Origin of the sequence: Solidesulfovibrio alcoholivorans DSM 5433 (assembly GCF_000702665.1) — a bacterium.
Lineage (GTDB): Bacteria > Desulfobacterota > Desulfovibrionia > Desulfovibrionales > Desulfovibrionaceae > Solidesulfovibrio > Solidesulfovibrio alcoholivorans.
Map to the genome: position 1 here is coordinate 1 of NZ_JNJA01000015.1, position 20,691 is coordinate 20,691.

A 20,691-nucleotide genomic window follows, 5' to 3' on the forward strand; every position below is an offset into this window, starting at 1 on the left:
TTTACGACGTCCATCACCATCGCTGCAATCCTGATGGCCTCACCGAACTTGATGCCACGGATTTGGCCGCTGGCACTTGGGCAACCGTGGAACGCGAACAGTACTGTCATGTTTCCTCGCCCAAAAATGGTTGGGGCCAGGGAGATCCAAAGCCTCATGCCGATTTCATCGACCCGAAGGACTTTCCGGTGTGCTGGCTGGGGCGTGAGATGACCGTGGACGTTGAAGCCAAGGCCAAGGAGCTGGCGGTGGTCCAGTTAATGGGCGCACAGGGGCGGGGGCTTGGGCCGAGACAAGGGCGGAATGGATCTGAGACATGGGGCGGGCCAATCCCCACAAGGACGACTTTGATCACGCGACCAGCAACCTCCTTCTTTTCAAGATGTTGGGGCCTTATCAACTTGACATAACCAGCGCGGTAATCGATATCGTTAACATCGTTCAGTGCAAGCATTTCGCACCACTGGCTCTGGTGAAGCGAATAAAGAGAAACACCAACCGATACCGTCCTCGGTTTTTCCGGGTGGAGGGGCGTATATCGGCGACCTTGTCCGGTAGGAGTTCTACCATTATTCTCAACATAAAAAAGTCGAGTTGAGGTTTCCAAGAGAACATCTAGAACGGTTTACCAAGCATAGGATCGCCCTGAAATGTTCTTCAAAACCTGAACTTGGAAAATGACAGCTAAAAAAGGGTCGATTCTCGAGAGCAGGCGAGTTCCTTTTCATCGTTTGATTAGCCTTTTGCCCCTGAGGGGCTGTTTCAAGAAATGAAGATAGAAAGGATGTTCGTTAGTTATATAAGTTGGAGAAATACGAAAGTCACTCGCGCCGCGTAAAAAATGGCACCCCCAACGGGGGCATCTTTGAAGCTAACCCGCTGGCAATATTACGCGTCATTACCATCTCTAAACCCGGAAGGACCGTAAAGGTGAGGTCAAAGCTACATGTTGGAGCTGCGCAAAGGAAAATCATTCAGGTCATACGAGAATGACTTCTTCAGGATTCTCGCCGCTGGTCTTACCGCAGAATTTGATAAACGAGGATGGGACGGCCTGCTTATCGGCATGCCTGAGTCTCTGGAGTTGGAGAGCCTTCAAATAGACTGCTTGTTGGTGACGAATGACCGGATTGTGCTGATAGACTTTAAAGATTACAGTGGCGATTTAGAGTTGCCTGAGCAGGATATGTTCGATGTCGGCGCGTGGAAGATAGACGAAATACCAGTTAGGGGTGGTAGCTCTGTAAACCCATATCGCCAGTTGGGGAAGCAGCGAGCAAAATTAAATAAGCAACTAGGGTGGAAGATGCGTGGTTTCGATCGCAAGTCGGTTTATACCTTAGTTTGTTTTCATGGTCAGATCAATATTATAGGGAGAGTGCCGAGACGAATCATCGGATTCGATATCGTGGACTCGACAACCGTATTCAACAAGATTGTTGATATCGTCGATGTCCAATCAGATAATCAGAATTACCTGACACCCGCCAATAGAAGCCTGTTTACTGACAAGCTATTCTCGGCACCAGAGTATTTTGTTTCAATTACAACGGAAACCGCGTCTAAACCTGAAGAAAAGGATGAGGTCAAGCCGATTGGTCGTGGTGTCGCTGATGCAGTCATCACTGAGACTGCTTTGCCTAATCTGGAAGCTCTGTATATGATAAGTATTGCCGAATTCCTGTCATCCCAAGACAGAGTCCTCATTATCTCTGGCAACACAAAGAGCGGTAAAACAAGGTTTATTCCTAAAATCAGAGACATGGCATTTGACAACGCGTATATTGAAGTGCCTGTGTTTGCTTACTCAAACAGACTAAAGAAGAGGATGCATGATAGTCACCCTGAAATCCAAGAAGTCGAATCTTTGTATGGCGCAATTTACGACTTTTGGAATGAAGAAGTGGATGAGAACTATAAAAAAACCATCCCAGTAAAAACTATTACTGAAACGGTTGAAGAGGACCTTCAGGGCAAGGTTCTTTATATAATTGATGATAGTCAGCTGATATCAAATTCGAGCTTGGATTCAGAGATACTTCGGTTCGGAACAGGGTGCTTGCTAGATGATTTTTTTACGTACTTGCAGTTGGACAAGTACCCCAATAGAAAAATTATTTTCATCGGTGATACTAGCCGCATCAGCTATGGCTCTAAAGTTGAGAACCCTATGAACCCAGAATACCTTGGTGCGTTTTTGGAGAGCAAGGGAGTCAAGAGTGACATAAGAAGTCTCGTTTTGCCCCCAAACAACAGCGATTCGGAGATTGTCAAAGTCTGCAATAAACTGGCTAGCAATATCGATAACAAAATTTTCAATTCTTTGCTCATAACGAACACGGGCAATGTCTGTATCGTGAGCACAAAGAATCAGACTTCGATTCTGAAGGCAGCATACGAAAGCCCAATGCACAACAAGATACTGGTCTACACAAATGAACAGGCCAATCAAATCAATTTCTGGATAAAGAAAAAACTTGCTCACAATGGGGCGGAGATAGGTCCCGGCGATACAATCGTCTTTAATTCGACAACCAGTGCCTATGCTCCAGATCGCATCGTTAATGACGACGTCCCTTTCAGCACTGACGAGCAGCCATTCAATTTCGATGAACCAAAGAGAATCGACAACGGGAACTTAGCTACTGTGATTTCGGTCGACTGGGAAACTGCCTTCGATATTTCAAGAGATATCAAAGGAGAAACAGTAAGGCTCTTATTTATCCCATGTCAGGTGAAATTGCAAGATTCGAGCCTTCTTCAAATTTATGTGTTAGACAATTACTTGAAGGCAAATAAGGCAGAACTGGAGACTGGCGAGAATATTGCGTATCAAGCTATTCTGTGGAGTTGCTTAAATGAGTATTTCTCTAAAAACAAATTTGAAGACAGTAAAGAGTACAAAGAAATGGAGGCTCATGGGGACTCGTACTATGAGGAAACTGAGAAAGGATTGAGGCTTGCACGAGACTTAAGAAAACTGACTCCAGAAGAAAAGGGGTTTCGCAAACGGATGGAATCCCGCCTGCTGCACGACCAGACTTCAAAGTATTTCAAAGTTTACCATGCGGCACGAGTTAAATACGCTTGGGCGATGACTGTCAACAAAGCTATGGCGTTCACGTTCGACAGGGTGTTCTTTAACACAAGTCAAGGCGATAGTCACGGTAGAACAAACAAAGACTATTACAAGTGGCTTTACACGGGCTTCGCTATCGCAAGCAACAGCGTTGAACTTATTAATTGGAAGACAATCTCTCCATTTATGAAGACGGACTTCAATTCAATGCCGAGCAACACAGCGCCAAAGGTAAAGCAATTCATCTTTAGTTTCTCCAACGATAGCAAAACAAAGGGCGCTGAGTTTGAGGATTTTCTCGCAAGCAGTTTATTGCTTTCAGGGTGGCAAGTTTTAGATGTCTTGCACCGGCCATACTTGGAAATAGTAAAACTCCGAAAGGACGAGGCCGTGCTGGAACTGCTCTTTGACTATAACGGCAAGGGCGAAATGAAGCCTCCGCGTCTTAAGTCTGGTGACACTCAATACCGTGATGAAGTGCTTCGCCTTTTGATGAATAGCAATGTTTCTAAAACCACGCTTGCTTCTGGTCCTACTAATCAATGCGGAGACATGACAAGTTTCTTCGAAGAACTGATTGCACTAATTAGCAGTCGAGGTATTGCGTCACGAATAGTGAAGACGCAGGAATGGATGGCGATATTTGAGTTTGCAAAAGGAAATACCAACGCGAGTGTACAGTGCTGGTACGATTCTCATGGCATGATCTCGAAATTCAACCTCATAAATGGGAGTGAGAGCTTATATTCCGAGATTGTTGCGTTTATTAATGATACATACTCTCTTGAAGAATAGAGGCTGAATGTATACACAAAAACAATTCAATGACGACTTGTACCGACTCACGCAATCACCCTACTATGTCAAGTTTCAGCTACTAAAAAACTATGCTGAAGGGCGTATTAATCAGCAAGACTTCATCAATCAACTGGCAGAAAAGAAAGCCGAAGATGAGATAGGCAAAGTATTGAACGCCGTGAATATAGTGCTGCAAAAATTGCAGCAGAATTGCGGCAAGTTTGATGAAGACCCAATTGATGCTGCTAAAGGATTTAGGAAGGAGGGAAAACTAAAAGAGGCATTTCAACGGATAGTTCCCTATCTTCGGCAAAACCAGGAAAATGAAGACGCAAAACTTTCTTTCGGATGGATCATGTATGACTATCTAAAGCAATCAGAGGACAACTTCGATTTATACTGCAGAAGCTTAAGAACACTGAATGACCATGCTCGCTTCGACTTCAACGCAAGGAATAGTAAATATGTAAGGACTTTACTTGCCTCGGTCTTGTGGTCGATTAGGCGAGTGGCAAGTAAAGGTGAGATGCCAGCAAACAAAGTGTTTGTAGAGTTTATGAGATTTGTCGGACACTCTGCATCATTCATAGAACGGCGTGGCTTGAACTGTAGTCTTGGGGCCGACGATGTTTCTTCATCACGACCGCTATTAAAAGAACTACAAAGCAAACTTAATGAGAGAAACTACTTTGTCCTGATGGACATGATTGGTTTTGATTGGTTTGACTTCTCCGATTATGCAAAATCAAGTTTTACCGGGAGCGATGGCAGAACTGTTGAGATGCGACCGCTCGCTGAAACTGCTCTAAATTCTCATGCCAAGAAGCTAATTAAGTCTGATGAACATCTCGCCACTCGTGAAAGAATCAGTGCCTTCCTTCCAACGTTGACCCGTGCTATCGCTAGTCACCCAGATTACGAATGGCTCCCATATTATAAGATTAAACTCTTGATAAAACTCGGTGATTCTAAGCAAGCATTCTCCGAGGTAACAGAATTTGCTCGTAGTAAGAGCAGAGACTTTTGGGTGTGGGATTTTATCAGTGATTTGACGGATGGAGAGGAAAAATTCAACTGCTTATGTGCTGGTCTATTGTGCAATTCAAAGGCAGAAATGATAGTTGGACTTCAAGAGAAATCAATACCCCGCTTGGTCGATAAGGGACTGCACTCTGAGGCAAAACATGTGTTGGACAAGTTGGTTGATACGCGCATGCGAAACGGTTGGAAAATACCAAATCAACTATTAACAGAGAAAGAACGTGATTGGTATAAGAATTGCGAGCCTTCCTCTGATCTTGATGCTTTGCATATCTATGCTATTAAGGCGAAGCTGATACTGTATCGTGAACTTCAATTTTCTGATGTTTTCGTAACATATATTAATTCTGAGAAGGGTGCAGTCAGCTTCTTGTACATTGACAGCGGTACTACGAGAGAAGGTTTCTTCTACAAGGACTCAGTTGGAAAGCCATATGCCTGGAAGGCCAACACTGCGGTCCGATTGAAAATGATTGAGGATAAGAAGCGTGGCAACCTATTTAATGTTTTTGATGTCGAAGACGGGGACGAGAGCTTTGCCGCCAATTTTGTGAAGAGATTCTCCGGAACTTTCGAAAAAATAAAAGATTTTGGGTTCATTAGGGATGGAAGAGTTGAGATATTTATTAACCATGTTCTTGTGAATGATTACAAACTGCTTCCTTTTTCAACAGTATCAGGAACTATTTTCAAGAAGTTCGATAAAAAGAAGGGGCGATGGGGATGGCAAATCATTTCTATTGATAAGGTTGAAGAACCTGTTCTCTCAGACTTTGAGAAAGATGTTTCTGGGGTGATTGCAATCACAATGAAAGGCTTCGGTTTCCTTGATGAATGCTATGTCCCCGCAGAGTTAATTCAAAGCAGCAACGCTGGAGATGGTGACTATATTAAGGCTAAAGCGCAAAAATCCTGGGACAGAAGCAAGGATCACTGGTCTTGGAAGATAGTTGAAATCATTGCTGTCCGGCTAAGCCGCAAAGTCTAACAGGCTATGGCAAAAAGGATTTTAGTTTTTTGACGCTCGTTGATTCAGTAGCTCATCCTAGGGGCGGGTTCCAAGCAGGTTGATGGGCGCAGCAGACAGGCGCTAGGTACCTCGGCGGCATCGCCCATTGTCGGGGCGGCGCTATTTAACCGCCTCTGGCGGTACCCGCTCACACCCTCGAGACCGACCATTTATGACCTTGAAGGTCACAGGCTACTCACGTTTTAGTTGCCGTTATAAAAGCTGTAGATGATTGTCAGGGTAGGCCGCCGTTCTGTTCATAACTTCGTCCGGAGGAGGTAAACCTAGTCGGAATCCGTCGTATTTGCCTGGACCTGGCTGGACTTAACATGATGAAAACATAGGTGAAGTACGCATCATGAAAGTCCTTTCACAACCTGAAATGCATTAGTTGCCCGCATATTGCTTGAATGCTGCAACTCATCCCGTTGTAGGATTCGCTGTTTTTTGTATATCCCCACGTTCGACAATTCATATCAGCCCAAAATTTTTGATTATTTTTTTGTCTCCACATAATTTGCTGTTTTTGTTGACCTGCCAGTGTCAGCGATCTAGTTTTGCATAAAAGCCAACAAGGTGATTGCTATGACGCCCCTGAGCCATTCGCAAGCAGGAATATATGTTCGTGTATCGACTGCAAATCAAATTGATAGAGATTCATTAGCTACCCAAGAAGAACGACTTCGTGCCTACTGCGTTGCCAACCAAATTCATGTCTATAAACTTTACAAAGATGCAGGCTTTAGTGCCAAGGATACAAATCGACCGGCATTGAAGGAATTGCTTCATGATGTTGAGGCTGGTTTGGTGTCATCTGTTTTTGTTACAAAGCTTGACAGAATAACTAGATCTACAAAGGATTTATTGTACCTTACGGAATTTTTTGAGAGCACAAACATTAGATTTGCCAGTATTTCGGAAAATATAGATACAACTTCTGCCCACGGCAGATTGTTACGACAATTGATCGGCGTTTTGTCTCAATTTGAGCGAGAATTAGTCGCTGAACGTGTGTCTGTTGATATGTCTCATCGTGCTAAGCAAGGAAAATGGAATGGAGGAGTTGTGCCTTTTGGCTATACCACTCAAGAGCTATGTCATAAAAGATTAGTAAACACTGGACTTAATGACATTGAAGCGGCTTCACAAAGTACTTCTTTGTATCCAGAACAAAAAAAACTATATATTGAGCCTAAAGAGGCCACTATAGTTGATTGTATATTCAACACTTTCCTTAACCACAATAGCGTTCGTAAAACGGCACATGCACTTAACGAACAAGGATATCGAACGCGGAACGGGGGGCATTGGGGAACCGTTTCGATTCATCGGATACTCACTAGCCCAACGTACATTGGAAAGACTTGGTACGGGAAAAGAAAGAGTGACCCTGTAACTGGAAAACTTATTTCTCAGGATAAGCAAGATTGGATTGTATGCGAAGGGCAACATCCATCTATCGTGAAAGATGAAATATATGAAAGAGTTCAGCTTATGCTAAAATCAATTTCAACAAAACCAACAAATAGCAAAAGAAATTATCTTCTCTCTGGCATATTAAAATGTGGATTATGCGGTGGCGCTATGGCAGGCAATACAACTTTTAAAAAAAATTCTGATAAGACTTATGGGTACTACAAATGTGTAAATCGTATGCAAAAAGGTGTTGAAGCTTGTAGCGGGTTAAACATACCTTCTATCGAAATAGAGAAGTATGTAGTTGATAGTGTGCTGTCTCTTTCGGAGAATAAAGAATTCTTGTTAGATAAACAAAAAATTTTAGATTTATTTTTACAAAACAGCCAAGAGGAAAATCGTGCCCAAGATCTATTTCAACTAGAGGAAAACATACAAAATCTGCAAACACGACTTGATAACTTATTAAACGCACTTGAGTGTGGAAGAATTGATGGCAAAGATTTCGATAGAAGATATAGTGCTCTTAAAAATGAAATTGAAGAGGTAACGAGTGCGAGAGATCGGCTTTTTGATTTAATAAATGAAACGGACTCAACTAAATCTTTCTTACAAACATCTTTTGAAAATCTTTGTTCGTTCTCTACGAATTGGGAATTTTTAGACGATACAGGGAAGGCGTTACGACTCAAATCCATCGTTAAGGAAGTTCGCGTTTCAACTCAACTAGTTGAAATAGATATATTTATTGATGTTGGAGAAATGTTCCACACGGACAGGGATTCATCGCCGCGACCAGCATCACGTCCGCGGGATAGGAAAGCGACACCGCCGCCCGGGCGATGGTCACCCTGCCGTCCTCGAGGGGCTGGCGCAGCACCTCCAGGACGGACTTCTTGAATTCCGGCAGCTCGTCCAGGAAAAGCACCCCCCGGTGGGCCATGGACACCTCGCCCGGGCGCGGATAGGAGCCGCCGCCGATGAGTCCGGCGTCGGAAATGGTGTGGTGCGGGCTGCGGAAGGGGCGCTGCGTGAGCAGGCCCGCGCCGTCCAGGCGGCCGGACACCGAATAGACGGTCGTGACCTCGAGGGCCTCCTCGAAGGACAGCGGCGGCAGCACCGTGGGGATGCGCTTGGCGAGCATGGTCTTGCCGGAACCCGGCGGGCCGATGAAAAGCAGGTTGTGCGAGCCGGCCGCCGCGATCTCCACCGCGCGCTTGGCATGGGCCTGTCCCTTGACCTCGGCGAAGTCCTCGGCAAAGGCGGTCGCGTCGCCGGCGGCGGCGAACGGCGGGGCAGGGCACGGCGCAAGGCCTTCCTCGCCGGAAAAAAAGCGCAGCACCTGGCCCAGGTCGTCGGCGGCGTAGACCGCGAGCCCGGCCACGGCCGCGGCCTCGTCGGCGTTGGCGCGGGGGACGACAAGCCCTTTCGCCCCTTCGCGCCGGGCCCGCGCCGCCAGGGGCAGCACGCCCGGCACGGGCTTGAGCTCGCCGGAAAGGGAGAGTTCACCGCAGAGAAAGAATCCGTCCGCGGCCCCGGGGGGCACCGCCTCCACGGCCGCGAGCAGCGCGAGCGCCAGGGGCAGGTCGTAGCCCGAGCCCTCCTTGCGCATGTCGGCCGGCGCGAGGTTGACGGTGATGCGCGCCGGCGGCAGGCGCAGACCGGCGTTTCTCAGCGCCGCGAACACCCGCTCCTTGCTCTCGCGCACCGCGCCCTCGGCAAGGCCGACCATGGTGAACGACGGCATGCCCTGGCGGGACAGGTCGACTTCCAGGGTGACGGGATGGGCCTCGATGCCGAGCAGCGCGCCGGTGGTTATTCTGGAAAGACTCATGATCTTTCAAGGATCGATATCCCGGGGATGAAGCGGGCGCAAGGTTTTTGCCCGCCGCGGGCTTTCCATCCGCCCCCGCCGATGGTAGCGTCCGATTGTCGGAGACGTCCGGGATGCGGGATTTGCGGACGACCCGGCCTAGCGGCCCACCCTCCACCGGGAACCGGAAGGCATGCTCCTGCCCCGTTTTTCTCTGACGCGTTCCGTCGGCGGCGCTGTCGTCGTGACGCTCGTGTGCGTCAACACGCTGCTGTTGACCGCCTTCGGCGCGCTCGACTACGTCGGCGAGAAACGGCGGCTCGAAACCGAACTGCGGGTCGGGGCGAGCCTCGCCGCCTCCCAGCTCGCCGAAAATCTCGCCCAGCCGCTGTGGTTCCTGGAAAAGGACTATATCACCCAACTGCTCGACGGAATCATGCAAAACGAGCGCGTGGCCGCGGCCGTTGTCACGGAGCGCGATTCCGGCAAGCCCTTCGTGGGGCTGGTCCGGGACCGCGGCTGGCGGCCCGCGCCCCTTTCGAGCCAGCCGGCCCTTGACGGCGTCCTGTCCGAGACGCGGGAGATACGCTTTGAGGGCAGGCCCGTGGGCACGGTGGAGATCCAGCTGACCAGGCGTTACATGGACCGCGAGCTCGAGGCCTCCCTGACCGGTCTCGTCCTGCGCGTGCTGTGCCTCAACGCCGCACTCGGGCTGGTCGCGGCGCTGGTCGTGCGCTGGCGCATCATCCTGCCCCTGGCCCGGCTCGAACGCTACGCCGCGCGGGTCCGCCTGGGCGACGCCGCGCTGGGCCAGGAAGGCGTCGACATGCCCGGGGGGCTGCGCGGGGAACTGGCGAGCCTCGGCCGGACCATGCGCGAAGCCGTGCTGCGCCTCACCGCCACGGAGCGCAAATACCGCGACATCTTCGAGCACGCCACCGAAGGCATCTTCCAGACCACCCTCGACGGTCGCATGCTCTCGGCCAATGTCGCCCTGGCCCGCATGCTCGGCTACGATTCGGTCCCGGAGCTCATGGAGAGCGCCGTGGACGTGTCCATGAACCTCTACCACGACAAGGACGAACGCGGCCGCATCATGGAGCGCCTGCGCGACGTCGGCAGCGTCCCCGGCCTGCAGGTGCGCTTCAAGCGCCGCGACGGCCAGACCATGTGGGTGCTGCTCAACATCCGCCTGGTGCGCGACGCCGAGGGCAACGCGCTCTACACCGAGGGCACCCTGTCCGACGTCACGGCGCGGGTGCGGGCCGAGCACCGCCTGGAGGTCCTCAACCGCCACCTGCGCGACGCCGTGCGGGAGCGCACGCGCCGGCTGGCCGAAAAGGCCGAGGAGCTGGAGGCGGCCAATGCCCGGCTTCAGGAACTCGACCGGCTCAAGTCGGGTTTCCTGGCCACCGTGTCCCACGATCTGCGCACGCCGCTGACCTCGATCATGGGCTTCGCCAAGCTCATCAACCGGGATTTCGGCAAGTTTTTCGCCCCGTTCTCCGCAGGTCACGAACGCCTGACCGCCCAGGCCGCGCGCATCACCTCAAACCTCGCCATCATCGAGCACGAGGGCGAACGGCTCACGCGCCTGGTCAACGACTTCCTCGACCTGTCCAAGATCGAGTCCGGCCGGGCGCAATGGCGCGACGCCGTGGTGGACGCCTCCGAGGTCATCGCCGGGGCCGTGGACGCCGTCAACGCCGATTTCGCGGCCAAGCCCGACGTGCGTTTTTCCATGGAACTGGAGGAACACCTGCCGCCGCTTTTTATCGATCCCGACCGGCTGACCCAGGTGCTGGTCAACCTGCTCGGCAACGCGGCCAAGTTCACCGACGAGGGACATGTGCGTTTGCGGGCGTTCGTCGCCGGCGACGTGCTGCGGGTGGAGGTCGCGGACAGCGGTCAGGGCGTGCCGCACGAATCCCTGGAAAAGATCTTCGACAAGTTCCACCAGGCCCAGCTCGGCGACACCGTGAGCGAAGGCCAGCGCCGTAAGGGCACGGGGCTGGGGCTCGCCATCTGCCGCCAGATCGTCGGGCACTACGGCGGCCGCATCTGGGCCGAATCCGAACTGGGCCGGGGCAGCGACTTCATCATGGAACTGCCCTATCCGCGCACGCCCGCGTAGGGCCGCGGGGGCGCCCGCGCCCGGGCTGCCGGCCGGCCTATCCCGGCACGTCCGGGGTTCTGCCGCCCGGGGCAAGGGCGTCCGGCGGCGGGGGCAGGGCGGCCAGCACCCGGCGCACGGCGTCGCAAAAGGCGTCGCCGGCCGGGTTTTCCGGCGCGCCTTCGCGGCGAAGGAGCAGCACCGGCGCGGCAAGCGCCTCCCCCTCCCAGCGCAGCACCGCCAGGGTTCCGGCCGCGTGCTCCTCGCGCACGGCCAGCCACGGCGCAAGGGCCAAACCGCGCCCGGCGGCCACGCAGCGCTTGACCACGGCCAGGCTCGTGCATTCCGTCACCGCGCCAAGGCGCGTGCCCGCGCCCTCCAGGGCGGCGTCCACGCGGCGGCGCGCGCTCCAGATGTGGCGCGTGACGAAGAGTTCTCGACCGGCGAGCGCTCGTGGTCCGATCGCGCCGTTCGCCGCCTCGGGCGCGTCCGGCGCGGCGATGACGCAAAGCGGTTCGCGGTGGATTTCCTCCATCGCCACGCCCTCGGCCGCGAACGGTTCGCCAAGCAGCAAGCCCAGGTCCAGCGAGCCCTGGCGCAGTTCCCGGGCCAGCCCCAGCCGGGAATGCGTGGCCAAAAGCAGGCGGGTGTGGGGGTAGCGGCGGCGAAACGTCTCAAGGACCGCCGGGGCGATGCCGAGCGCCAGGGTCTCGGGCAGGCGGACGGCGAGTTCCGGGCAGGCCTCGCCGTCGCGGCCCATGTCGCGCCGGACTTCGGCCTCCAGGTCGAGCAGCCGCCGGGCCAGGCCCGTGAGCCTGCGGCCGTGTTCGGTCAGGGCCGTAGCGCCGGGCCGCCGCGCGAAAAGCCGGACGCCGAGCGCCTCTTCCAGGGCCTTGACCTGCGCCGTGACCGTGGAGGGCGCGAGATGGAGCGCCTTGGCCGCCTGGCGGAAGGACAGGCTGTCGGCCACGACGAGAAAGGTGCGCAGTTGCCAGGGATCGAGCATGTTCGATTTTCCCGAACGCCTTGTGCGGATGTCTTCGTTTGCCCGAAGACCTACGCGGGATTACAAGGCGTCGCAATGTTTGCGCGCATCGAACGCCGCCAGCGGCGCGGCAAGAGGATTCCGCCATGGCCCTTGGCCACATCGTGTTGCTGAGCCTGGCCGCCTTTTGCGGGGGCTTCACCCAGGGGCTGACCGGGTTCGGCTCCACCCTGGTCGCCCTGCCCATCCTGGCCATGGCCCTGGACCTCAAGCTGGCCACGCCCATCTGCTGCCTGCTGGCCGTGACCATCAACATCGTGCTCACGGGCCGGCTGCACGGCCACATCCGCTGGCCGGCCCTGCGTCTGCTCATCCTCGCCGCGCTGCCGGGCATGGCCCTGGGGGCCCGGGCGTTGCTCGTGGTGCCCGGGGACTGGCTCAAGCTGGCGCTCGCCGTGGCCGTGCTCGTGTTCGTGGCCGGCGCGTGGCGGCGCGGCGGCGGAGGGCGGCGGCCGGGGCGGCTGCTCGGGTTCGCGGCCGGGTTCGTCGCCGGGTGCATGGGCGCGGCCATCGGCGTCAACGGGCCGCCCATCGTGGCCTGGGTCTCGCGCCAGGGCTACGACCGCAACGCCGCAAGGGCGACGCTTACGACCTTTTTCCTTTTGGCCGGCATCGGCGTGGTGGCCTCCCAGACTGTCGCCGGGCTGGTCACGGCCGACGTGCTGGGCGCCTATGCCGCTGCCGTGCCGGCCTTGCTCCTGGGGCTCGGCGCGGGCATGGCAGGCTGCGGGCGCATCGGGGAGAAGGGATTCGCCAGGGCGGTGCTTGTCGTGCTGGCCCTTTCCGGGGCGAGTCTGCTGGTCCAGGGCGTGACGGGGCTGGCCGCATCGTGACCGGGCTTGGCTTGGCCGGACAAAAGGGGTAGTGGTCACTGCTCCGGTGCGCCGGCCGGCCTGATCCCCAGGCCTGCCTGTCGCGTGCCGCCCCATACATCTCCATGTTCGTCAGCATCAATCCGGCAACCGGCCAGACCCTGGCCCGCTATCCCTGTCACGACGCCCTGGCCGCGCGGCTGGTCGTCGAGGAATGCGCCGCCGCGCAGCGGCAATGGCGCGACGTGCCCCTTGCCGAGCGCCTGGCCGTGCTGTCGCGCCTGGCCGACCTGCTCGAAGAGCGGGTGGAACATCTCGCCGGGCTGGCCACGCGCGAGATGGGCAAGCTCCTGCCCGAATCCCGGGCCGAGGTGCGGCGCTGCGCCCGGGCCTGCCGGTTCTACGCCAGGATGACGCCGCGCTGGCTCGCGCCGGAGACGCTTGCCGCCGAAACCGGCCGGCGCATGGTCGTCTTCGAGCCGTTGGGCGTGGTCCTCGCCGTCATGCCCTGGAATTTTCCGTACTGGCAGACGCTGCGCGCCGCCATTCCCCTCCTGGCCGCGGGTAACGGCGTGCTCGTCAAGCACGCCGCCAACGTGACCGGCGCGACGCTCGCCCTCGAGGCACTGTTCGAGGAAGCCGGGCTGCCGGGCGGGATCTTTTCCCTGCTGCGCGTCGAGGAAGCGCTCGTGGCCGCGGTCATCGCCCATCCGGCCGTGCGCGGGGTGACGCTCACGGGCTCGGCCAGGGCCGGCGCGGCCGTGGGGGCGCTGGCCGGAGGGGCCGTCAAAAAGGCGGTCATGGAGCTTGGCGGCTCCGACCCCTTCATCGTCCTGGCCGACGCGGCCCTCGACGACTGCTGTGTCGCCGCGGAAACCGCGCGCATGCGCGTGTGCGGCCAGGCCTGCATCGCGGCCAAGCGCTGCATCGTCGAAGCGCCCCTTGTGGAGGCCTTTACCGCGCGCCTGGCGGAACGCCTGGCCGCGCACGTGCCGGGCGACCCGTGCGATCCGGCCGTCACCGTGGGGCCGCTGGCGCGCGAGGATCTGCTCGAAAATTTGGACCGCCAGGTGCGCGAATCCGTGGCCCTGGGCGCGCGCGTGGTGTGCGGCGGCAACCGGCTGCCGGGGGCGGGATTTTTCTACGCGCCGACGCTCCTTGCCGACGTGCGGCCGGGCATGCCGGCCTTCGACGAGGAACTGTTCGGCCCGGTTGCCGCCGTGGTCGCGGCAGCCGACGCAGGCGACGCCGTGACCCTGGCCAACGCTTCGGCCTATGGCCTTGGGGCCAGCGTGTGGACGGCGGACACGGCGCGCGGCCTGGAACTGGCCCGGCGCATCGAGGCCGGCATGGTCGCGGTCAACGCCGTGCCGCGCTCGGATTTCCGCCTGCCCTTCGGCGGCGTCAAACGCTCGGGCTACGGCCGGGAGCTGTCCCGCTGGGGCCTGCTGGAATTTTGCAACATCAAGTCCATCATCGTGGAGGACGCATGAGCGGCGGCAAGGAAACGGACATCGCGACCGAGGCCGAGGCCCTGGAACAGGAAATGGCTGCGGTCGAAGAGAGGAAGATCGCCGTGGAAAAGCGCGTGCGCGAACTCATGGCCTCCGAGGACCCCCGTGCCGGGGTTGCCTACGCCCAGGAGATTTTCGCGGCGAAGCAGGAAAAGCTGACGCTCGCGACCCAGCACGAGATCCTGCGCCGCCGCCGCAACCGCCTGCTCATGGAGCAGTAGCCGTCCCTGCCGGCCGGCCCGTACAGGCCGCGCTTTTTCGCGTCCGGCGTCCCCATTCCCTCTCCTGGCCGGCGTGCCCGGCCGCCGCGTCCCTGCCGGACATGGCCCGTGGCCAGGCGCAGCCCGTTGCGCAGGAGGATGCAGGCGTTGTCCGCCGCATCCTGGCGCACGTTCCGTTCGGCTTCCCCGAAAATGGGCGCGAGGCGGCGCTCCGGTTCCCGGGCGACGTGCCCGGCGCCGCCGGGCCAGGCCGGGACGGCGAAACGGAAAGCGGGCATGGCGGCGACCGCAACGTGAAATTCCATGGGACGCTCCTTGTCCGGAACACGCCTGTCCTTCTCTTTGTTGCCGCCTGCGGCAGGTCGGCTGCGCCGTAAACGCCCATCAGGCCGGTCGCGACAGGACAAGGATTTGTACCGCGCCTTTCGCCGCACCGACCCGTGTGCGCCATCCGCCCGAAAGGGTGCGTGTTCCTGTTGCGGGCAACTCCTCCCAACATGCTGCGATAGTTGGATTTCCAAGGCGTCGTCACGGGACCGTACAAAAACCTGTACGTTCCTTCGCGGCATTGGCGGGAAGTGTAAAAGCATTTGTACCGAAAAGCGGCCCGGCGAAGGTCTTTCGGCAGGTGCTGGCGGCGAGTTGGTTTCACAACATGCTTGTATATAAGTATAAAATGAGTTTGCGCGAAGGTTGGCACGCTCGTTGCTATACCCAGTTCATCCTTCCTCCGAAAAGGACATTTCCGAAAGCGGCCCCGGGATGGCGACCTGGGGCCGCTTTCTCGTTTGGCGACAGGGGACCGACAAGCGCGCGCAAGGACAAAGGCCGCCCGGCGATCACGCCGGGCGGCCTTTCACTTGTTTCGCCGCCTGCATCCACAGGCGGCCGGTTGGAAGCAGGGGCACAGGCCCCGCGTGTACACACCGCGGTGGCCTTCCCCCTCGAGGAAGTCCGGGAGGGGAGCCTTCCCTCCTGGCCGCCGGAGGCATTCTTCCTCTTTCTTCTCTTTCTTCTTCGCTCTTCCCCGCTCCCTAATTTTTGGGAAGCTTGGTACGGCAGGCCCGTTCCACACCCCAGGCCTGCTCGTCGCGCTCGGCGGCGACGAGGTTGCTGATCATGCAGTCCAGGGCGGCCTGGGAATAGGCGCGGCACTCCTCGGCCTTGGCGTCCTGGAAGCGGCATTTGCAGGCGCGGCGCATGAGCATGCCGCCGTCGCGCGAGACGGCGCGTTTGGCGTTGACCATGACGCATTCCGCATAGGTTTTCGGGCCGAAGTCCTGGGCCGCGGCCGGGGCCGCCAGGCCGAGGGCCAACAGCAGCGCCGGCGCGATGCGCGTGAGGTTCATGCCTCCTCCTGTGTCTGGCGTTGTCGGAACATCTGCCCCCAGGTTGGTCGAATCGGCCGTTGGCGTCAACCGGCGGCCGGTTCTGGGGGGGCCGCTTACGGGGCGCCTGCCGGTCCGGGCGATGCCGGGGGCGCGGCAGGCTCGGGTGAGGTCGCCTCCCGCGCCGGTAGGGTTGCGGGTGCGCGCGTAACGCGTCTCTTGACGGGCTTGCTTTCGGCCGGCGACGCCGTATCGGCCGTGGGATTGCCGGGGAGCTCCAGGGCATCGGCCGTGGCCTTGGCGGAGGGCGTCGCCGGCGCGGGGGCGGGTTTCGCCGGGGCGGCCGCCGGTTGCCGGGCGGCCGGTTTCGCCGGGTCCTCGCGGGGCCTTGCGCGTTTGCCCCCGGGGGCGTCGCCGCGCGGGGACGTCGGCGCGGCCTGGGGCGCGGCCATGGGGATGGGCACGCCCAGGGCCTTGGCCGCGGCCGCGTTGCCCGGGTCGATGGACAGCGCGCGCTCGTAGGCCCGCTTCGCCTCCTCGGGGCGGTCGGACAGGGAGGCGGCCAGAGCCTCGTCCTGGGACAGGCGGGACAGGAAAAACCGGGCGCGCGCGTCGCTTGCGTCCACGGTCAGGGCCTGTTCCCAGGCGCTTTTGGCCAGTCCCGTCTTGCCCAGGCGCTTGTAGACGAGGCCGAGCAGGTCCAGGGCGGCGGCGTTTCGCGGTTCGAGCTCCAGGGTGGCCTCGAGTTCCAGGCGGGCGTTGGCCGGGGCGTCGAGCATCCAGAAGGCGAGCCCCGACAGGAGCCGGGCCAGGGCGTCGCCGCTGTCGGCCTGCTGCGCCTTGGCGAGCAGCACCAGGCCGTCACGCGTCCTGCCGGCGGCCACGGCCGCGAGCCCCTGGCCGACGAGGCTGCGCACATTGCCCGGATCGACCTGTCCCATGGCCGTAAACCGTGCGCCGGCTGCCTCGGGATGGCCTTCGAGCAGTTCCAGGCAGCCGAGTGTCCACAGCGCGAACAGGTCGTCGCCGCGCGCGGCGAGCGACGCTTCCAGGAGTTTGCGCGCCTGGGCGACGCGGCCTGCGCCGAGTTTGGCCAGGGCCAGCCGGCCCGAGGCGTAGGGGTTTTGCGGGTCCTTGGCCAGGGCGGCGGCAAAGGCGTCGCCGGCCTGGTCGAAACGGCCGCGGGAAAGGGATTCCGTGCCGTAGAAAAGCAGGTCGTCGAGGCTCATGGCCTGCGCCCCGATCGGGACGGCGGCCAGGCACAGGACGAGCAGCATGCGGATGAGGGGATGCATGGGCTGGGGCTTGGCAAAGGGGCGGGGGCCTGTCAAGGCCGGGTATGGCCTGCCGGGGGGCTTTGGTGTATCAAAACCCTTTGCGCCCGCAGCCTGCGGCGGGACGCCCGGGAAAGGAGGGACACCATGAACACGCTTCGCGCCATGGGCTGCGCACTGGCGCTTGCCGCCGGCCTTTGCGCCGGCTGCGCCGGGGAAAACCGCGCTCCGTCCAAACCCGTGCAAACGTCCTATCCGTCGCCGGATTACCTGCCCCAGGAGAACGCGCCGCAGGCCCCGGCTCCGGCCGCGTCCGCGCCCCAGGGCCGGCCGCTCTACGGTCCCGTGGGCCAGTCCGCCCCGGCAACGACGGCTCCGGCCGCCGCCGCCCCGGCTCCGGTTGCGGCCCCGGCCGCGCCGGCAGGAGCGTCCGGCGTGGAGCGACGCCCGGTCGGCGCGCCCAACATGAACCGGCTGTTCGACGCCATGGACGCCGACCACAACGGCCGCGTGACCCTCGAGGAGTGGCGCAACTTCCACGAGCGGGAATTCCGCCGCCTGGACAAGAACGACGATGGCGTGCTCACGCGCGAGGAAATGGCCGCGCCGCCGCCCCAGCGCCCGGGCGGACCGCGCCCCGCGCCCTGACGCCCGGCCGTTCCCCTTTCCCGCGCACCATTGCATCTTCGAGACCAAGGACCAAGGAGAGCCCATGACCTCGCCCGTGATCCCGCTGCCCAAGGGATTTGCCTTCGCCACCGCCGCCGCCGGGTTCAAACGGCCCGACCGCGACGATCTGGCGCTCATCGTCAGCGAACCGCCGGCCGCCGCGGCGGGCGTTTTCACCAGGAACCTGTTCCAGGCCGCGCCCGTGCTCGTGGCCAAAAAGCAGCTTCAAACCTCGGGCGGCCATGCCCGGGCCATCCTCGTCAACTCCGGCCAGGCCAACGCCTGCACCGGCGAGGACGGCCTCGCCGACTGCCGCGCCACGCTGGCGCTGGTCGCCGGCGCGACCGACCTTTCGCCCGAGGAGATCCTGCCGGCGTCCACGGGCGTCATCGGCGCGCGCCTCAAGCTCGACAAATGGAAGGCCGCGGTGCCGTCCCTGGCCGCAAGCCTCGGCCAGACCTCGCCCGTGGCCGCGGCCAAGGCCATCCTGACCACGGACACCTTTCCCAAGCTCGCCTGGGGCACGCTCGCCACGGACGCCGGCGAGGTGCGGGTGCTCGGCATGTGCAAGGGCGCGGGCATGATCGCGCCCAACATGGCCACCATGATCGGCGTGCTTCTGTGCGACGCCAAGGTCGGGTCGCTGTGGTGGCAGGAAGCCGTGGCCGCCGCCGCGGACCGCAGCTTCAACAGCATCACCGTGGACGGCGACACCTCCACCAACGACTGCGTCCTGGCGCTGGCCAACGGCGCTTCCGAAGTGGTCATCGACTCGGCCGAGGGCAGGCAGGCGCTGCTCGCCGTCATGGTCGAGGTCTGCCAGGCGCTGGCGTTCATGCTCATCCAGGACGCCGAGGGCGGCACGAAGATCCTGCGCATCAAGGTGCAGGGCGCGGCCAGCCACGCCGAGGCCGAGCTCGCCGCCCGGGCCGTCGGCAACTCGCCCCTGGTCAAGACGGCCTTTTTCGGCCAGGACGCCAACTGGGGCCGCATCGTGGCCGCGCTCGGGCGCTCGGGCGCGACCTTCAATCCCGACGAAGTGAGCGTGCGCATCGGCGGCATTACGGTTTTCGAGCGCGGCATGCCCGTGGCCGACGACCTGGACGCGCTGCTCGCGCCGCACATGCGCCGGGGCGAGATCAGCCTGGACGTGGAGCTTGGCGGCGGCCCGGGCCGCTACCTGCTTCTGGCCTCGGACCTGACCTACGACTACATCAAGATCAACGCCGACTACCGCACCTAATAGGGCGTTTGGACGCGCCGGGCGCACCGTGAAGGCGTGCCCGGCGCCACGCCGCCCTGGCGGCGAGAGGCTTGCATGACTTGCGAAAATCCCGGGCTCGTGGACACGAGCGACCGCGACCGCCTGACGCGGCTTGCGGATTTCCTGTTCGAAGCCGGCATGCTGCGCAAGACCCCGCGCACCGGCTACCAGTTTCTGGGCTCGGGCGCGGAAAACGTGGCCGAGCACAGCTTCCGCACCGCCGTGATCGGTTTCGTCCTGGCCAGCCGGGCCGGGGCCGACCCGCAAAAGACCATGGCCATGTGCCTCTTTCACGACCTGCACGAGGCGCGCACCGGCGACTTCAACTACGTCAACAAGCTCTACAACACCTGCGACGCCCGCCGCGCCCTGGCCGACGCCCTGGCCGGCACCGGGCTTTCCGGCGCGGTGCTGCCCCTTTGCGACGAGCTGGAGGAGGCCGCCTCGCCCGAGGCCCTGCTCGCCCAGGACGCGGACCAGATCGATCTCATCGCCAATTTGAAAGAGGAACTCGACCGCGGCAACCGCTACGCCGCGGCCTGGATCGACGCGGCCATGGCCAGGCTTCGCACCGAAACCGGGCGCGAGCTCGCCAGGGCCGTGGTCGCCACCGACCACGCCGAGTGGTGGTTCACCGCCCCGGACCGGGAGTGGTGGAACCGCAAGAACGGCCACGATCCGGCAAGCGGTTCCAACCGGGGGAAATAGCCGCCATGCGCGTCGCCGTCATCTCCGACACCCACCTGCGCGCGCCCACGCCCTGGTTCGAGGACGTCTACGCGCGCCACCTCGCCCCGGCCGACCGCCTCTACCACTGCGGCGACCACGCCGGCTACGGGCTGTGGGCATACCTGCTCCAGCACCCCGGTTTCGAGGCCGTGGCCGGCAATTCCGACAGCTACGACCTGGCGGCCGAACTGCCGCCGTTGCTCGAACGCGAGCTGTGCGGGCTGCGCCTGGCCGTCACCCACGGCTGGGGCATGCGCCAGGGCCTGGCCGAACGCATCGCCAAGGCTTTCGGCAGCCGCTACGACCTGGTCTTTTTCGGCCATTCCCACGCCGCGGAGGATGTGACTCTCGGTGCGACGCGCTTGGTCAACCCCGGCTCGCTCTCGCCCGGCGGCTCCTTCGCCCTGCTCGAATGCGAGGAAGGGCAAGGCGTGCGCTCGGTCCGCTTCGTCTCGGTCTGATTTTTCTCCCCCCTTGGGCCGCACGGTTGGCGTTCACGCATTCCGGTTGTGTGCGTGACGCCTTGCGCATCTCTTCATTTTTGTGAATTGTCGCCGGATCGGTGC

Annotated in this window: 13 protein-coding genes and 2 pseudogenes; 11 read left to right on the plus strand and 4 right to left on the minus strand. The window is 59.8% G+C overall.

All coding sequences use genetic code 11. The annotated features are described in order from the left end of the window. The first annotated feature begins 946 nt into the window (after positions 1 to 946). The 3 genes and pseudogenes from Q368_RS0118670 to Q368_RS27115 form a co-directional block, all read left to right on the plus strand. The gene (locus Q368_RS0118670) at positions 947 to 3,874 is read left to right on the plus strand and encodes a nuclease-related domain-containing protein (protein WP_052360291.1); all 2,928 of its coding nucleotides are present in this window, start codon (positions 947 to 949) and stop codon (positions 3,872 to 3,874) included. A gap of 7 nt (positions 3,875 to 3,881) precedes the next feature. After that, complete coding sequence (locus Q368_RS25935) at positions 3,882 to 5,906, plus strand: DUF7017 domain-containing protein (protein WP_156955790.1); 2,025 nt, start codon at positions 3,882 to 3,884, stop codon at positions 5,904 to 5,906. A gap of 606 nt (positions 5,907 to 6,512) precedes the next feature. Then, a pseudogene (locus Q368_RS27115) lies at positions 6,513 to 7,646 on the plus strand (recombinase family protein); the annotation flags it as partial. A gap of 463 nt (positions 7,647 to 8,109) precedes the next feature. On the opposite strand, the pseudogene Q368_RS27120 reads toward Q368_RS27115, so the two are convergent. Continuing rightward, a pseudogene (locus tag Q368_RS27120) lies at positions 8,110 to 9,177 on the minus strand (YifB family Mg chelatase-like AAA ATPase); the annotation flags it as partial. A gap of 172 nt (positions 9,178 to 9,349) precedes the next feature. On the opposite strand from Q368_RS27120, the gene Q368_RS0118685 reads away from it, so the two are divergent. Beyond that, positions 9,350 to 11,290: an ATP-binding protein gene (locus Q368_RS0118685; RefSeq protein ID WP_029460570.1), complete on the plus strand. Its 1,941-nt coding sequence runs from the start codon at positions 9,350 to 9,352 to the stop codon at positions 11,288 to 11,290. Between the two features lie 37 nt (positions 11,291 to 11,327). Here Q368_RS0118685 and Q368_RS0118690 read toward each other — a convergent pair whose 3' ends face one another. Then, positions 11,328 to 12,275: a LysR family transcriptional regulator gene (locus tag Q368_RS0118690; RefSeq protein ID WP_084158897.1), complete on the minus strand. Its 948-nt coding sequence runs from the start codon at positions 12,273 to 12,275 to the stop codon at positions 11,328 to 11,330. Between the two features lie 125 nt (positions 12,276 to 12,400). Between Q368_RS0118690 and Q368_RS0118695 the strand changes: the two genes are divergently transcribed. From Q368_RS0118695 to Q368_RS0118705, 3 genes are all read left to right on the plus strand, one after another. Next, a complete protein-coding gene (locus tag Q368_RS0118695) occupies positions 12,401 to 13,147 on the plus strand; it encodes a sulfite exporter TauE/SafE family protein (protein WP_029460572.1) in 747 nt (248 codons plus the stop codon). Between the two features lie 104 nt (positions 13,148 to 13,251). Next, positions 13,252 to 14,619 carry an aldehyde dehydrogenase family protein gene (locus tag Q368_RS0118700; protein ID WP_029460573.1) on the plus strand — a complete coding sequence of 456 codons (1,368 nt, stop codon included), beginning with the start codon at positions 13,252 to 13,254 and terminating at the stop codon, positions 14,617 to 14,619. Next, a complete protein-coding gene (locus tag Q368_RS0118705; RefSeq protein WP_029460574.1) occupies positions 14,616 to 14,861 on the plus strand; it encodes a hypothetical protein in 246 nt (81 codons plus the stop codon). Before Q368_RS0118700 ends, Q368_RS0118705 begins: the two co-directional genes overlap by 4 nt. 1,034 nt (positions 14,862 to 15,895) lie before the next feature. Here Q368_RS0118705 and Q368_RS0118715 read toward each other — a convergent pair. Further along, positions 15,896 to 16,210, minus strand: a complete 315-nt coding sequence (locus tag Q368_RS0118715; RefSeq protein WP_029460575.1) for a hypothetical protein — start codon at positions 16,208 to 16,210, stop codon at positions 15,896 to 15,898. 95 nt (positions 16,211 to 16,305) lie between these two features. Next, entirely contained in the window at positions 16,306 to 17,484 is a 1,179-nt protein-coding gene (locus tag Q368_RS0118720; RefSeq protein WP_029460576.1) for a tetratricopeptide repeat protein, read from the minus strand. A 126-nt stretch (positions 17,485 to 17,610) separates the two neighbouring features. On the opposite strand from Q368_RS0118720, the gene Q368_RS0118725 reads away from it, so the two are divergent. The 4 genes from Q368_RS0118725 to Q368_RS0118740 all read left to right on the plus strand — a co-directional run bounded on the left by Q368_RS0118725 (position 17,611) and on the right by Q368_RS0118740 (position 20,586). Beyond that, a complete protein-coding gene (locus tag Q368_RS0118725) occupies positions 17,611 to 18,111 on the plus strand; it encodes an EF-hand domain-containing protein (protein ID WP_245611400.1) in 501 nt (166 codons plus the stop codon). Between the two features lie 64 nt (positions 18,112 to 18,175). Next, positions 18,176 to 19,375 carry a bifunctional glutamate N-acetyltransferase/amino-acid acetyltransferase ArgJ gene (argJ, locus tag Q368_RS0118730; protein ID WP_029460578.1) on the plus strand — a complete coding sequence of 400 codons (1,200 nt, stop codon included), beginning with the start codon at positions 18,176 to 18,178 and terminating at the stop codon, positions 19,373 to 19,375. A 75-nt stretch (positions 19,376 to 19,450) separates the two neighbouring features. Then, positions 19,451 to 20,104 carry an HD domain-containing protein gene (locus tag Q368_RS0118735; RefSeq protein ID WP_029460579.1) on the plus strand — a complete coding sequence of 218 codons (654 nt, stop codon included), beginning with the start codon at positions 19,451 to 19,453 and terminating at the stop codon, positions 20,102 to 20,104. Between the two features lie 5 nt (positions 20,105 to 20,109). Beyond that, positions 20,110 to 20,586 carry a metallophosphoesterase family protein gene (locus Q368_RS0118740; protein ID WP_029460580.1) on the plus strand — a complete coding sequence of 159 codons (477 nt, stop codon included), beginning with the start codon at positions 20,110 to 20,112 and terminating at the stop codon, positions 20,584 to 20,586. Positions 20,587 to 20,691: the final 105 nt, after the last annotated feature.

Bases quoted from the DNA above. Each gene is read 5' to 3' on its own strand.
- Q368_RS0118670 (WP_052360291.1), top strand. From the start codon at position 947: ATGTTGGAGCTGCGCAAAGGAAAATCATTCAGGTCATACGAGAATGAC.
- Q368_RS25935 (WP_156955790.1), top strand. From the start codon at position 3,882: ATGTATACACAAAAACAATTCAATGACGACTTGTACCGACTCACGCAA.
- Q368_RS0118685 (WP_029460570.1), top strand. From the start codon at position 9,350: ATGCTCCTGCCCCGTTTTTCTCTGACGCGTTCCGTCGGCGGCGCTGTC.
- Q368_RS0118690 (WP_084158897.1), bottom strand. From the start codon at position 12,275: ATGCTCGATCCCTGGCAACTGCGCACCTTTCTCGTCGTGGCCGACAGC.
- Q368_RS0118695 (WP_029460572.1), top strand. From the start codon at position 12,401: ATGGCCCTTGGCCACATCGTGTTGCTGAGCCTGGCCGCCTTTTGCGGG.
- Q368_RS0118700 (WP_029460573.1), top strand. From the start codon at position 13,252: ATGTTCGTCAGCATCAATCCGGCAACCGGCCAGACCCTGGCCCGCTAT.
- Q368_RS0118705 (WP_029460574.1), top strand. From the start codon at position 14,616: ATGAGCGGCGGCAAGGAAACGGACATCGCGACCGAGGCCGAGGCCCTG.
- Q368_RS0118715 (WP_029460575.1), bottom strand. From the start codon at position 16,210: ATGAACCTCACGCGCATCGCGCCGGCGCTGCTGTTGGCCCTCGGCCTG.
- Q368_RS0118720 (WP_029460576.1), bottom strand. From the start codon at position 17,484: ATGCATCCCCTCATCCGCATGCTGCTCGTCCTGTGCCTGGCCGCCGTC.
- Q368_RS0118725 (WP_245611400.1), top strand. From the start codon at position 17,611: ATGAACACGCTTCGCGCCATGGGCTGCGCACTGGCGCTTGCCGCCGGC.
- argJ (WP_029460578.1), top strand. From the start codon at position 18,176: ATGACCTCGCCCGTGATCCCGCTGCCCAAGGGATTTGCCTTCGCCACC.
- Q368_RS0118735 (WP_029460579.1), top strand. From the start codon at position 19,451: ATGACTTGCGAAAATCCCGGGCTCGTGGACACGAGCGACCGCGACCGC.
- Q368_RS0118740 (WP_029460580.1), top strand. From the start codon at position 20,110: ATGCGCGTCGCCGTCATCTCCGACACCCACCTGCGCGCGCCCACGCCC.